Origin of the sequence: Chromobacterium subtsugae (assembly GCF_035919665.1) — a bacterium.
Taxonomy (GTDB): domain Bacteria; phylum Pseudomonadota; class Gammaproteobacteria; order Burkholderiales; family Chromobacteriaceae; genus Chromobacterium; species Chromobacterium subtsugae.
Map to the genome: position 1 here is coordinate 1,160,040 of NZ_CP142381.1, position 13,515 is coordinate 1,173,554.

Annotated in this window: 14 protein-coding genes; 6 read left to right on the plus strand and 8 right to left on the minus strand. The window is 65.4% G+C overall.

Annotated features, from left to right (window positions below):
* Positions 1–5: 5 nt before the first annotated feature.
* Positions 6–713, minus strand: a complete 708-nt coding sequence (locus U6115_RS05650) for an alanyl-tRNA editing protein (RefSeq protein WP_043576697.1) — start codon at positions 711–713, stop codon at positions 6–8.
* A 150-nt stretch (positions 714–863) separates the two neighbouring features.
* On the opposite strand from U6115_RS05650, the gene U6115_RS05655 reads away from it, so the two are divergent.
* Positions 864–1,541: a pseudouridine synthase gene (locus U6115_RS05655; protein ID WP_043576695.1), complete on the plus strand. Its 678-nt coding sequence runs from the start codon at positions 864–866 to the stop codon at positions 1,539–1,541.
* A 67-nt stretch (positions 1,542–1,608) separates the two neighbouring features.
* Here the strand turns inward: U6115_RS05655 and queF are convergent, their stop codons facing one another.
* From queF to murJ, 3 genes are read right to left on the minus strand one after another with little or no spacing between them, the layout of a single operon-like run.
* The gene (queF, locus tag U6115_RS05660) at positions 1,609–2,445 is read right to left on the minus strand and encodes an NADPH-dependent 7-cyano-7-deazaguanine reductase QueF (RefSeq protein WP_043576692.1); all 837 of its coding nucleotides are present in this window, start codon (positions 2,443–2,445) and stop codon (positions 1,609–1,611) included.
* 11 nt (positions 2,446–2,456) lie between these two features.
* On the minus strand, positions 2,457–3,215 hold the full coding sequence (locus tag U6115_RS05665) for a CPBP family glutamic-type intramembrane protease (protein WP_052258109.1): 759 nt from the start codon (positions 3,213–3,215) through the stop codon (positions 2,457–2,459).
* A 2-nt stretch (positions 3,216–3,217) separates the two neighbouring features.
* On the minus strand, positions 3,218–4,753 hold the full coding sequence (gene murJ / locus U6115_RS05670; protein ID WP_043576690.1) for a murein biosynthesis integral membrane protein MurJ: 1,536 nt from the start codon (positions 4,751–4,753) through the stop codon (positions 3,218–3,220).
* 129 nt (positions 4,754–4,882) lie between these two features.
* Between murJ and rpsT the strand changes: the two genes are divergently transcribed.
* The gene (rpsT, locus tag U6115_RS05675; RefSeq protein ID WP_043576687.1) at positions 4,883–5,146 is read left to right on the plus strand and encodes a 30S ribosomal protein S20; all 264 of its coding nucleotides are present in this window, start codon (positions 4,883–4,885) and stop codon (positions 5,144–5,146) included.
* Positions 5,147–5,250: 104 nt separating this feature from the next.
* Here the strand turns inward: rpsT and U6115_RS05680 are convergent, their stop codons facing one another.
* The 3 genes from U6115_RS05680 to fabI are packed head-to-tail and all read right to left on the minus strand — an operon-like array spanning position 5,251 to position 8,121.
* The gene (locus U6115_RS05680) at positions 5,251–6,402 is read right to left on the minus strand and encodes an acetate/propionate family kinase (RefSeq protein ID WP_043576685.1); all 1,152 of its coding nucleotides are present in this window, start codon (positions 6,400–6,402) and stop codon (positions 5,251–5,253) included.
* The gene (locus tag U6115_RS05685) at positions 6,399–7,334 is read right to left on the minus strand and encodes a phosphate acetyltransferase (RefSeq protein WP_043576682.1); all 936 of its coding nucleotides are present in this window, start codon (positions 7,332–7,334) and stop codon (positions 6,399–6,401) included. Before U6115_RS05685 ends, U6115_RS05680 begins: the two co-directional genes overlap by 4 nt.
* 10 nt (positions 7,335–7,344) lie before the next feature.
* Positions 7,345–8,121 carry an enoyl-ACP reductase FabI gene (fabI, locus tag U6115_RS05690; RefSeq protein WP_043576763.1) on the minus strand — a complete coding sequence of 259 codons (777 nt, stop codon included), beginning with the start codon at positions 8,119–8,121 and terminating at the stop codon, positions 7,345–7,347.
* A 258-nt stretch (positions 8,122–8,379) separates the two neighbouring features.
* On the opposite strand from fabI, the gene U6115_RS05695 reads away from it, so the two are divergent.
* From U6115_RS05695 to U6115_RS05710, 4 genes are all read left to right on the plus strand, one after another.
* The gene (locus U6115_RS05695) at positions 8,380–8,637 is read left to right on the plus strand and encodes an FmdB family zinc ribbon protein (RefSeq protein ID WP_043576678.1); all 258 of its coding nucleotides are present in this window, start codon (positions 8,380–8,382) and stop codon (positions 8,635–8,637) included.
* Between the two features lie 23 nt (positions 8,638–8,660).
* On the plus strand, positions 8,661–9,314 hold the full coding sequence (locus U6115_RS05700) for a DUF502 domain-containing protein (protein WP_230623388.1): 654 nt from the start codon (positions 8,661–8,663) through the stop codon (positions 9,312–9,314).
* 77 nt (positions 9,315–9,391) lie between these two features.
* Entirely contained in the window at positions 9,392–11,185 is a 1,794-nt protein-coding gene (gene aspS, locus U6115_RS05705) for an aspartate--tRNA ligase (RefSeq protein ID WP_043576676.1), read from the plus strand.
* A gap of 305 nt (positions 11,186–11,490) precedes the next feature.
* A complete protein-coding gene (locus tag U6115_RS05710; protein WP_043576674.1) occupies positions 11,491–12,105 on the plus strand; it encodes a peroxiredoxin in 615 nt (204 codons plus the stop codon).
* A gap of 79 nt (positions 12,106–12,184) precedes the next feature.
* On the opposite strand, the gene U6115_RS05715 is transcribed toward U6115_RS05710, so the two are convergent.
* Positions 12,185–13,408 carry an MFS transporter gene (locus tag U6115_RS05715; protein ID WP_043576671.1) on the minus strand — a complete coding sequence of 408 codons (1,224 nt, stop codon included), beginning with the start codon at positions 13,406–13,408 and terminating at the stop codon, positions 12,185–12,187.
* Positions 13,409–13,515: the final 107 nt, after the last annotated feature.

The following is a 13,515-nucleotide window of genomic DNA, read 5'->3' on the forward strand; positions in this document are numbered from 1 at the left end:
TTCGCTTAATCCGCCAGCTCCACCACCACCCGCTTGTTGCGGGCCCCCTTGCTCTCTATCTTTTTCACCCGCACCCGGCCGACTTCGCCGGTGCGCGCCACATGGGTGCCGCCGCAGGGCTGCAGGTCCACGCCCTCTACTTCGATCAGCCGGATTTCCGGCAGGTGCAGAGGCGGCGTCACCGACATGGTGCGGATCAGCTCCGGCTGGGCCTTCAACGCTTCGCCGCTGGTCATTTTCACCGCGAGCGGCAGGTCGGCGGCCACCAGCCGGTTCAGCTCGGCCTCGATATGCTCCTTGTCCAGCTCCATGCCTTCCGGCAGCGCGAAGTCCAGGCGGCCGGATTCGGCGGTCATGTTGCCGCCTGTGACGCCGGCCTGGATCACCACGCCCAGCAAATGCAGACAGGTGTGGATGCGCATGTGGCGGTAGCGGCGTTCCCAGTCCAGCTCCAGCGTCACTTCGGTTCCCGGCGCGAGGCGGGCGTCGCCGTCGGTCTGGTGCAGGATGGCGCGGGTATCGCGGTCGCGGCGGGTGTCGGCGATGCGCAGCGCGGCGCCGTCGGCCAGCGTCAGCATGGCGCTGTCTCCAGGCTGGCCGCCGCCCAGCGGGTAGCACAGCGTGTCTTCCAGGATCAAGCCCGCGTCGTCGTGGAACAGCACGCGGGTGGACAGGCGGGTCTGGTAGGGGTCTTGATAGAAGCGTTCCGTCATGATGCGTCCTTTGTCGTCTTGTCAGGACAGGGTGACGGCAGCTCGCCGGGATTTCAAGTGACAGCGCCGCGGAGAAAAGACGGTAACAGCTTGTGGCGAAAGGCTTTAGCGCCGATAATCGCCGCCAATCGATTTTCAAAGCCGTTAGCCATGCAAAGACATAATCTGGAACACTACAATCCGCCGCCGGACACCGGCCTTTCCGTGATCTACGCCGACAGCTGCCTCCTGGTGCTGGATAAGCCCAGCGGCCTGTTGTCGGTGCCGGGGCGCGGCGAGGACAAGGCCGACTGCCTGATCAGCCGCGCGCAGAAGGCGTATCCGGACGCGCTGACTGTGCACCGGCTGGACATGGCCACTTCCGGCCTGGTGGTGATGGGGCGCGGCCCGGAGATGCAGCGCGCGCTGTCGATCGCCTTCATGGAGCGCAAGGTGAAGAAGCGCTACATCGCGGTGGTGGACGGTATCGTCGAGAACAACAGCGGCGTCATCGACCTGCCGCTGCTCATCGATTGGCCGAACCGGCCGCGGCAGAAAGTAGACCTGGAGCACGGCAAGGAAGCCATCACCCATTTCCGCGTGATTTCGCGCGACACCGGCCGCGACATCACCCGGGTGGAGCTGGACCCGCAAACCGGCCGCGCCCACCAGCTGCGCATGCACATGCTGCACCTGGACATGGGCCACCCGATCCTGGGCGACGACATCTACGCGCCGCCGGAGGCGCTGGCCAAGGCCGACCGCCTGCTGCTGCACGCGTCCCGGCTGGTGTTGCGCCACCCGGTGACTTTCGAGGAAATGGAATTCGAGGCGCCGGCGCCGTTCTGACGCCGGGCCAGGCGCATAAAAAAGGGATGCCGGCAGGCATCCCTTTTGTTTTGGCCAACGCGGGCCCTTACTGCCGCGCGGTGCGGATATTGTCCGTCGGCGCGGCGTCGGCGTTGCTGCGCCAGGGGTTGATGTCCAGGCCGCCGCGGCGGGTGTAGCGGGCGTAGACGGTGAGCTCGGTCGGCGCGCAGGCGCGCAGCACGTCGACGAAGATGCGCTCCACGCATTGCTCGTGGAACTCATTGTGCTGGCGGAAGCCGATCAGGTAGCGCAGCAGCGCCTCGCGGTCTATCTTCGGCCCGGTGTAGCGGATGGACACGCTGCCCCAGTCCGGCTGGCCGGTGACCAGGCAGTTGGATTTCAGCAGATTGCTGCACAGGGTTTCGCTGACGATGTCGGCGGCGTCGGCTTTGAGAATCTCGGGGCAGGGCGCGTAGTGGTCGACCTCTATGTCCAGGTCGTCGATGTACTCGCCTGCCAGTTCGCGTACCTGTTCGGCGGCGAAGGCTTGCGGCAGCGCGATGGAGACGGCGACTTCCGCGCCGGCGGCGTCGGTCAGGTCGCGTGCCAGTTGGGCGGCGAGGGCGTCCACGCTGTCCATCCGCGTCTGGTTGTAGCTGTTCAGGTACAGCTTGAACGATTTGGACTCGATCAGCCGGGGGCTGGCGGCGGGGATGCGGAAGGTGGCGATGCCGACTTGCGGCTTGCCGCGCGCGTTCAGCCAGGACAGCTCGAAACCGGTCCAGATGTCGACGCCCGCAAACGGCAGCGCGGCTTCCGCCACGCCGATCTCGTCGCGCTTGGTCTGGCGCGCGATCGGGAACAGCAGGCTGGGATCGTACTGATCCTGATAGCTGACGGTTTTGCCCAGCGGCGAATGTTCGGGAGTGGCGTGTGTGCTCATATCGGTTTCCTTTACAGCAGGCCCTTGCGCCATAGCGCCATCAGGTCCATGGTCAGCGCCACGCTGCAATGCAGCGCGACGCCCAGCCAGATTGATTTATAGCGGTAGCTGAGCCAGCCCAGCGCCGCGCCGGCGAGAATGGCGGCCAGGCTTTCCAGCGCCGGCTTTTCGAAATGGATCATGCAATAAGGAATGATCATCACGAAAATCGCCAGCCAGCCGAGGCGCGGCTTCAGGCCGTGCACCATATAGCCGCGGAAGAAGAACTCCAGCGCGGCGAATTGGGCGAAATACAGCAGCTCCCACAGCAGCCAGTGCGGCCACAACGTCTCGCCCGGGCTCAGGCGGAAGAACGGGTAGATCGCCAGAAAGCCGGGCTGCGCCGACGCCCACCACACCAGCGGCAGCATCAGCGCGTAAAACAGCGGAAACAGCTTGAGGTCGGTTTTCAGCGCGGCGCGGTCCGGCCAGGCTACGCCGTAGTCGGCCAGCCGCTCGCCTTTCAACTTGATGTGCAGCAGCGGCAGCAGCGCATAGCCGGCGATGCTGGCCAGCGCCCAGTAGGCGGCGCGGAACAGCTCGGTATGCGGATTGGCGATCACGGCGGCGCGGAAGGCGTCCGCCGCCCGGGGCTGCGCCAGCGCCAGGGTTTCCAGCATCCAGTAGCGGTTGGCCGGATACTGCAGCCAGACCATGCACAGGCTGCTGACCAGCAGCACCGCCGCCGCCTGGCGCTCGGCGCGCGGCAGCAAGTCAAGCGTCCGGCGCATGCTCAATGCTCGCGGCGCATGAATTGGCGCGGGCGGAAGCCCAGCGCGAACAGCACGGCGAAGTAGACCACCGCGCCGATCACGACCAGCAGCAGCAGCCACAGCGCGCGCAGCCAAGCGTGGCCGTGCCAGTCTATTGGCAGCAGCCATTGCGCCGCCAGCAGCGCGGCGGCCATCGCCGCGATGGCGGTGGCCAATTTGGCGAGGAAGCTTTTCCAGCCGGCCTCTGGGCGGTAGATGCCGCGTTTTTGCAGCGTGTGCATCAACAGGCCGGCGTTCAGGCAGGAGGCCAGGCCGATGGATAGCGCCAGGCCGGCGTGCTTGAGCGGAAACACGAAGGCCAGGTTCATCGCCTGGGTGGCGATCAGCGTGGTCACCGCGATGCGCACCGGCGTCTTGATGTCCTGGCGCGCGTAGAAGCCGGGCGCCAGCACTTTCACTAGGATCAGCCCCAGGAGGCCGAAGGAGTAGGCGATCACCGCCTGCTGCGACATCAGCGCGTCATGGGCGCTGAACTTGCCGTACATGAACATGGTGTAGAGCAGCGGGCCGGACAAGAGGCCCAGGCCGACGGTGGCCGGCACCGCCAACAGCAGCGACAGGCGGATGCCCCAGTCCAGCAGCACGCTGAACTCGGCGTCGGACTTGCTGGCGGCGTGCTTGGACAGGGACGGCAGCAGGATGGTGCCGAGCGCCACGCCCAGCACGCCGGACGGGAATTCCATCAGCCGGTCAGCGTAATACATCCACGACACGCTGCCGGTGGGCAGGAAGGAGGCGAAGGTGGAGTTGATCAGCAGCGAGATCTGCGCTACCGACACGCCGAAGATGGCCGGGCCCATCTGGCGGATCACCCGCCAGACTTCGGGATCGCGGAAGGCGAACACCGGACGCGCCAGCATGCCTATCTGTTTCAGGAAGGGCAGCTGCCATACCAGCTGCACCAAGCCGCCGACGAACACCGCCCAGGCCAGCGCCATGATCGGCGGATGGAAGTAGTGGGTGAAGGCCAGCGTGAACACGATGAAGCTGAGGTTCAGGAAGGTGGGGGTGAAGGCCGGGATCGAGAACTTGCCCCAGCTGTTGAGGATGCTGCCGGTCATCGACGACAGCGAAATGAAAAAGATATAAGGAAAGGACACCCTGAGGATGTCGGCGAACAGCGCCGCCTTGGCCGGCTCGCGGTAGAAGCCCGGCGCCGAGATCCACATGATCAGCGGCGCGAACAGCATGCCTATCGCGGTCACCAGCAGCAGCACCGATCCCAGCACGCCGGTCACCTTGGCGACGAACTCGCGGGTTTCCTCGTGGGTCTTGTTCTGCTTGTATTCGCCCAGTATCGGCACGAAGGCCTGGGAAAACGCGCCTTCGGCGAACAGCCGGCGCAGCATGTTGGGAATCTTGAAAGCGGCGTTGAAAGCGTCGGCGGACAGGCCGGCGCCGAAAGTTCGTGCAACCAGGGTATCGCGGACCAGGCCGAGGACGCGGGACACCATGGTCATGCTGCTGACTGCAGCCAGAGCCTTGAGCAGGTTCATTGGGAATTAGGCAACACAGGGCGGGTTGAGCAAGGGCGCTAGTTTACGCCGGCCCGTTTATTGTTGCAAAACCTGAGTTTAGGGCTTAGAATCGCGAGTTTCAGATTCCGCTCATCAGGAGATAGATTCATGGCTAACAGCGCACAAGCTCGCAAGCGTGCACGCACAGCCCTTAAGCAGCGCGCGCACAACGCCAGCCTGCGTACTGCGTTCCGTACCGCAGTTAAGAAAGTGCTCAAGGCAATCGAAGCCGGTGACAAGGCTGCCGCTAAGGTAGTATTCCACGCTTCCGAAAAAGTGATCGACCGCATTGCAGACAAGGGCGTGTTCCACAAGAACAAGGCCGCTCGTCACAAGAGCCGTCTGTCCGCTCAGGTCAAGGCAATGGCCTGATCTTCAGCCCAGGCTGAAAAGAATACGCAAAGGCTCCGCAACGCGGGGCCTTTTGTGTTTGGAACTGCCCCCGCCGGCTTCGCGCCGCGGGGGCTTTTCGTCGCCTACAGCAGCCGCGCCGCCTGGCGGGCCATTTCGCCTTCTTCGTCGGTGGGCAGCACATAGGCCGGCAGGCGGCTGCCGGCAGTGGTGAGCCGGCGCGCGTGCGCCAGGTTGGCGGCGTGGTCCAGCTCGAAGCCCAGCCAGGACAGCTGCTGCAGTATCCTGGCGCGCACCTCGGCGGAATGCTCGCCGATGCCGGCGGTGAAAACCAGCGCGTCCAGCCCGCGCAGCGCCGCCGCCAGGCTGGCCGCCTCGCGCGCGGCGCGGTAGCAGAACAGCTCCACCGCTTCGCGCGCGGCCGGCTGCTCGCTGGCCAGCAGTTCGCGCATGTCGGCGGAGATGCCCGATACCCCCAAGAGGCCGGAGTTCTTGTACAGCTCGCGTCGCACGTCCTTCACCCCCATGCCCTCGTGCTCCTGCCAGTACAGGATCACCTCGGGGTCGATATAGCCGGGGCGGGTGCCCATCATCAGGCCGTCCACCGCGGAAAACCCCATGCTGGACGCCACGCTCTGGCCGGATTCGATCGCGCAGGCGCTGGCGCCGCTGCCCAGGTGGCACACCACCACCTTGGCGTGGGCGAGGCCCACCTCCGGCAGGCGGCGGGCGATGGCGGCGTAAGAGAGGCCGTGAAAGCCGTAGCGGCGCACGCCTTCGTCGTGCCAGTGGCGGGCGATGCCGAAGCGGGTGGCGATGGCGGGCTGGCCGGCGTGGAAGGCGGTGTCGAAGCAGGCGATTTGCGGCAGGCGGCTGTCCAGGCCGGCGAAGGCGTCGATCACTTCCAGGCTGACCGGCTGATGCAGCGGCGCCAGCGCGATGTAGTCGTCCAGCGCGGCGCGGACGTCGGCGTCTATCTTCACCGCTTGCAGGAAGCGGCTGCCGCCGTGCACCACCCGGTGCGCCAGCGCCCGCGCTTCCAGGCCTTGGTCGGCCAGGCCGTGCAGCACCGCCGCCAGCGCGGTGTCGTGAGCGGCATCGCCGAGACCGCGCTCGTCCAGTTGCTGGCCTTTGGCGTCGGCCAGGCTCAGCCTGGCGTCCTTGGCGCCGAAGCGGTCCACCATGCCGCGCGCCAGCAGCGTTTGTCCGTCGGCGCTGAACGCGCGGAACTTCAGCGTGGACGAGCCGGCGTTGATGGCCAGCAGGCAGGCGCTCATGGCCGTTCTCCGTCCTGCCGGCGAGTGTGGGCCAGCAGATTGGCGATGGCGCTGGAGGCGAGGCGGCCGCTGGCGTCGTCGGCGCGGCTGGTCAGCACCATCGGCACGCGCGCGCCCATCACGATGCCGGCGGAGGCGGCATTGGCCAGATAGGTCAGCTGCTTGCCCAGCATATTGCCGGCCTCCAGGTCCGGCACCAGCAGGATGTCCGGATCGCCGGCCACCGCCGAGACGATGCCCTTGCTCTGGGCGGCTTCCTTGGAGATGGCGTTGTCGAAGGCCAGCGGACCGTCCAGCACCGCGCCGGTGATCTGGCCGCGGTCGGCCATTTTGCACAGCGCGGCGGCGTCCAGCGTCGAGCGCATGTCCGGATTGATGGTTTCCACCGCCGCCAGTATCGCCACTTTGGGGCAGGGAATGCCCAGCGCGTGGGTCAGGTCGATGGCGTTCTGGCAGATGTCGCGCTTGGTGACCAGGTCCGGTTCGATATTGATCGCGGCGTCGGTGATGAACAGGTAGCGAGGGTAGCTTTCCACCTTCATCACCCAGACATGGCTGATGCGCCGGTCGGTGCGGATGCCGGTATCGCGGGCGAGCGCCGCGCTCATGAACTCGTCGGTGTGCAGGCTGCCCTTCATCAGGATGTCGGCGTAGCCGTCGCGCACCAGTTGAACCGCCCGTTCGGCGGCGGCGTGGCTGTGCTCGACATCGATGCATTCGAAGCGCTTGAGGTCGATTTCCAGTTCGCCGGCCAGTTTTTTCAGCTTGGCGAGCGGCGCCACCAGGATGGGGGTGGCGATGCCGTTTTCGGCGGCCTCCACCGCGCCCAGCAGCGATTCGCGGCTGCAGGGGTGGGCCACCGCCATTGGCAGGGCGCCCAGCTGGCGGGCTTGCTGCAGGATGTCGTCGAAAGCGTGGTCGTCGTGGGTCATGCTGAGCTCCTCAAGCCTTGATGTGGTGGCCGCCGTCTACATAAATGGTCTGGCCGGTCAGGCCGCTGGCGGCGTCGGAAATCAGGAAGGCGCAGGTCATGCCGACTTCTTCGATGTCGACCAGGCGGTTTTGCGGCGCGCGGGCGATGGCGTCTTCGATCAGTTGGTCGAAATGGGCGATGCCGGAGGCGGCGCGGGTTTTCAGCGGGCCGGGCGATACCGCGTGCACGCGGATGCGCTTGGGGCCGAGCTCGTTGGCCAGGTAGCGCGACACGCTCTCCAGCGCCGCCTTGACCGGCCCCATGATGTTGTAGTTCTCCACCACCTTGTCGGCGCCGTAGTAGCTCATGGTGATCAGGCTGCCGCCCTTTTTCATCAGCGGCTCGGCCAGCCGCGCCATTTCGATGAACGAGTAGCAGGATACCCGCATCGCCTGCTGGAAGCCGGCCAGCGAGCAATCGGCCACGCGGCCGTGCAGGTCGTCGGCCGGACAGTAGGCGATGGAGTGGATGATGAAGTCGAGTTCACCCCAGTGGCCGGCGATGCGTTCGAACACCGCGCGCATCTGCTCCGGCTGCTCCACGTCCAGCGGCAGCAACAGCGGCGCCTGCAAGGCCTCGGCCAGCGGCCGCACGTGTTTCTCGGCCTTCTCGTTCAGATAGGTGACCGCGCATTCCGCGCCCAGCTGGCGCAGCACGCTGGCGCAGCCGTAGGCTATGCTGTTCTCGTTGGCGATGCCGACGATCAGTCCCTTCTTGCCGGCGAGAATGTTGCGAATGCTTTCCATCTGACCCTCTTGGTAAACCATGTAGACCTCCGGGATAGCGTTGCAGGACGGTGTTGCGATGCGATGATGTAAAAGTGGTTTTTGTATTGCCGTTTCAGTCGGATATAATCGCAGGTTTGCGAGGCGGCGCACTTGAGTTTGAAAGCAGGTGGCCGCACCTGTACAGTCAGCCTTGCGCGCAGTTTAGTTCCAGCTGTGGTGCAGTGCAGCATCCGGTTGTATTATGCCATTGTGGTCAATTGGCGGGGAAATAAAACTATGCCGATCTATGAATATCGTTGCGGCGCCTGCGGCGTCGCCAAAGAGCATCTGCAAAAACTGAGCGACGCTCCGCTCGCGGCCTGTCCCGATTGCGGCAGCGCCGACTATCACAAGCAGCTGTCGGCCGCCGGCTTCCAGCTGAAGGGCTCGGGCTGGTACGCCACCGACTTCAAGGGCGGCTCCTCCTCCAGCGCCGCGGGCGGCGCCGCCAGTTCCGGCGGCCATAGCTGCGGCACCGGCTGCGGTTGCGATTGATGTCGGTATCGCCAAAGATAAAAATGACCCTGCGGGGGTATCTGATCGCCGGCCTGCTGATCTGGCTGCCGCTGGCGGTGACCCTGTGGGTGCTGAACCTGATCATCGGCTCGCTGGACCAGACGCTGACGCTGCTGCCGGTGGAGTGGCGGCCCGAGGCGCTGTTCGGCCGCCATGTGCCGGGCCTGGGCGTGGTGTTCGCGGTGCTGGTGGTGATGGGCACCGGCATGCTGGCCGCCAATGTGCTGGGCCGCAAGCTGGTGGCCTTCTGGCACGGCCTGCTGTCGCGCACCCCGGTGGTGCGCTCGATCTACAACAGCGTCAAGCAGGTCAGCGACACGCTGTTCTCCGATTCCGGCAACGCGTTCAAGAACGCGCTCTTGGTGCGCTGGCCGCACCAGAACGCCTGGACCGTGGCCTTTCAGACCGGCACGCCGGCCCTGGAAATCCTCCGCCACGCGGAGAACGGCGAGGAACTGGTCAGCGTGTACGTGCCGACCACGCCGAACCCGACTTCCGGCTATTTCATCGTGGTGCCGCGCAGCGACACTCGCCAACTGGACATGAGCGTCGACGACGCGCTCAAGTACGTCATCTCGATGGGCGTGGTGGTGCCCAATCCGCCGCCGGGCGCCCAGCGTCCGCGCCTGAATGACGAACATAATCGGCAGGGCTAGGCCGTCACCCTGTCTAGCCCCTAAACGCCTTCCTCCCTCGCGGGAGATTCACCGGATTCAATAAAAAGGTTTACCCAATGCGTACCGATTACTGTGGACTTATCGATAAAAAATACCTCGGCCAGACCGTAACCGTGAAGGGCTGGGCGCACCGCCGCCGCGACCACGGCGGCGTGATCTTCATCGATCTGCGCGACCGCGAAGGCCTGGTGCAGGTAGTGATCGATCCGGACACCCCGGAAGCATTCAAGCTGGCTGACAGCAGCCGCGGCGAGTACGTGCTGTCGATCAGCGGCATCGTGCGCGAGCGCCCGGCCGGCACCGCCAACAGCAAGATGATCTCCGGCGAGATCGAAATCCTGGCCAAGGAAATCGAGATCCTCAACGCCGCGGCCACGCCGCCGTTCCAGATCGACGACGAGAACCTGTCGGAAAACGTCCGCCTGACCAACCGCGTGATCGACCTGCGCCGCCCTGCGATGCAGAAGAACCTGCGCCTGCGCTACAAGGTGGCGATGGGCGTGCGCAACCACCTGGACAAGCAGGGCTTCATCGACATCGAAACGCCGATGCTGACCCGCTCCACCCCGGAAGGCGCCCGCGATTACCTGGTGCCGTCCCGCGTGCATCCGGGCGAGTTCTTCGCGCTGCCGCAATCGCCGCAGCTGTTCAAGCAGTTGCTGATGGTGGCCGGCTTCGACCGCTACTACCAGATCACCAAGTGCTTCCGCGACGAAGACCTGCGCGCCGACCGCCAGCCTGAATTCACCCAGATCGATATCGAAACCTCGTTCCTGAACGAGGACCAGATCATGGACATCACCGAGACCATGACGAAGGAGATCTTCAGCGACGTGCTGGGCGTGACGCTGCCGATCTTCCCGCGCATGACCTACGGCGACGCCATGTTCTACTACGGCTCCGACAAGCCTGACATGCGCGTTTCGCTGAAGTTCACCGAACTGACCGACGTGATGAAGTCGGAAGAGTTCAAGGTGTTCCGCGGCGCCGCCGATATGGCCAATGGCCGCGTGGTGGCCCTGCGCGTGCCGAACGGCGCCGGCATCAGCCGCAAGGAAATCGACGACTACACCCAGTTCGTCGCCATCTACGGCGCCAAGGGCCTGGCCTACATCAAGGTCAATGACATCACCAAGCTGAACGAAGAGGGCCTGCAGTCGCCTATCGTGAAGTTCCTGTCCGCCGACGGCATCAAGGCCATCATCGAGCGCACCGGCGCGCAAAACGGCGACATCATCTTCTTCGGCGCCGACAAGGCCAAGGTGGTGAACGAGGCGATCGGCGCGCTGCGCATCAAGATCGGCCACGAGCGCGGCGAGAAGGACGGCTACTTCGTGCGCGAATGGCGTCCGCTGTGGGTGGTGGACTTCCCGATGTTCGAACACGACGAGGAAGCCGACCGCTGGACCGCCTGCCACCATCCGTTCACCAGCCCCAAGCCGGGCCACGAAGATCTGATGGCTACCGATCCGGGCAAGTGCTTGGCCCGCGCCTACGACATGGTGCTGAACGGCTGGGAAATCGGCGGCGGCTCCATCCGTATCCACCGCGCCGACATCCAGGAGAAGGTGTTCGGCGCGCTGAAGATCAGCCCGGAAGAACAGCAGAACAAGTTCGGCTTCCTGCTGGACAACCTGAAGTTCGGCGCGCCGCCGCACGGCGGCCTGGCTTTCGGCCTGGATCGTCTGGTGACGCTGATGTGCGGCGCGGAATCGATCCGCGACGTGATCGCCTTCCCCAAGACCCAGCGCGCCCAGTGCCTGCTGACCAACGCGCCGAACGCGGTGGACGACAAGCAGCTGCGCGAGCTGAACCTGCGCCTGCGCCAGAAGGCGGAGCCGACTGCCTGAGCCCGGCCGGAGCCAAGATGAAACGGACAGTTCGCTGTCCGTTTTTTTTTGCGCCCGGCGGCGGCCGCGCAGACGGCAGCGGGCTTGAAAGCTGAACTCGGCACCCCCATCTTGGTCGGATAGATCAGCGGCGTTTCGCCGGCCGGCCGCGCGCCCGGCGCCGATTGCAAAACTTTATCGCAACGATATCGATTTACAATTTGCCGGGCCTGGCCAGGCTGATTTATAAAGCCTCGCATTCCGCGACGTTTTCCGATGCCCGATCAGGGAAGCGTTGTCATACCAAGACCTTTAAGGAGATCCAAATGGCCGTACTCGTTGGCAAGCAAGCCCCGTTCTTCGCTGGTGAAAAAACCTTCTCCGCCGTGCTCGGCGATGGTCAGATCGTTGACAACTACTCCTTCAAGCAAGCCACCGCCGGCAAGTACGCCGTGGTGTTCTTCTACCCGCTGGACTTCACCTTCGTGTGCCCGTCCGAACTGATCGCCTTCGACCACCGCCTGGCCGACTTCAAGGCCAAGAACGTGGAAGTGATCGGCGTGTCCATCGACAGCCAGTTCACCCACGCCGCATGGCGCAACACCCCGGTGGAAAAGGGCGGCATCGGCCAAGTCGGCTACACCCTGGTCGCCGACATCCAGCACGACCTGTGCAAGGCCTTCGACGTGGAAGCCGATGGCGGCGTCGCTTTCCGCGGCTCCTTCCTGATCGACAAGTCCGGCGTGGTGCAGCACCAAGTGGTGAACAACCTGCCGCTGGGCCGCAACGTCGACGAAATGCTGCGCATGGTTGACGCGCTGCAATTCACCGAAGAGCACGGCGAAGTGTGCCCGGCTGGCTGGAACAAGGGCAAGAAGGGCATGAAGCCGTCCGCCGAAGGCGTGGCTTCCTACCTGGCCGAAAACGCCAAGGACCTGTAATCCGCGGCTGATCCGGATTCCGTCCCGCACCCCGCCCGCGCAAGCCGGCGGGGTGTTTTATTTGGCCGCCGGCGCGCGCTCAGGCTGCGGCCGGGCTCAGCATCCTCTTCAGCGCGCCGTGCTGGATGGCCACGCCCAGGCAGGCGGCCAGCGCGCACAGCCACCACAGCGCCGCGCCGCCGAAATGGCCGTACAGCGCGGTGCCCAGCGCCGGCGCCACCAGGGTGCGGCCGTTCCAGGCGGCGTTGTAGAGGCCCAGATAGCTGCCGCGCAGCCGGCCTTCGGAGCGGTGCATCACCAGCAGCGCGTAGCACGGCGACAGCAGCAGCTCGCCGCAAGTCAGCGTCACCATCATCAGCACCGCCCACGGCGCGCCGTGGCCGGCGTTCAGCCACAGGAAGGAACAGCCGGTCAGCAGGATGCCCAGCTGGGTGCTGCGCCCCAGCCCCCAGCGCAGGATGCGGCGGCTGATCGGGATCTGCAGCGCCACCACCATCAGGCCGTTGACGGTGAACAGGTAGCCGACCCACTGCGCGCCCAGCTGGTAGTGTTCGCGCAGGAACAGCGCCAGGGTCACGTACATCTGGTCGAAAGCCAGCGTCACCAGGATCAGCGCGGCGATGCTGCGCAGGAAGCTGACGTCGCGCCAAGGGCCCGCCAGCGCGCCGCCGCTTTCCTCATCGCGGCGGACGGGGAGGGTGAGCGCGCGGCGGCGGCTGTACGACCAGGCCAGCCAGCAGGCGGCCAGCAGCGTGCCGCCGGCGTTGGCGGCGTAGACCCACTGGTAGCCGTAGGCGGCGAGAAAGCCGCTGCTGATGCCGGCGATGGCGACGCCCAGATTGAACGCCACCCGCATCATGCCCTGCGCCACCGGACGCTGTTGCGGCGTGCACGGCTCCAGCGCCAGCCGCTGGTTGACCGGGCGGAAGCCGCCGTCGGCCATGCCGGACAGCACCAGCACCGGCATGAACAGCCACACCGGAATCCGCAGCGCCAGCAACAGCATGCACAGGCCGGACAGCGATAGCGCCAGCACCGCCAGCGCCCGGCTGTCGAAGCGGTCGCTCAGGCTGCCGCCCTTCAGCGAGCCGGCCAGCATGCCGGCGCCGTAAAAGGCCATCAGCGCGCCGATCTGGCTGTAGGGCAGGTGGTAGCTTTCGCGCAGGTAGAGCGGCAGGAACAGCTTGGAGATGCCGCCGACGTTGTTGATGAAGCTGCACAGCGTCTGGATGTAGACGCCGGCCGGCAGGCCGCGGTACGGCCGCAGCCAGCGCTGCCAGAGCGAGGGGGGATGATCGGGCATGTGGGTGGGCCGGCAGGGCGGGAAATTTCGCGGGGCGAAGCTCCGGGGCGCGGCCGGCGGATGTTATTATGCGATTGGCCTATTTTGTTCGTGCTGATGCGAACAAG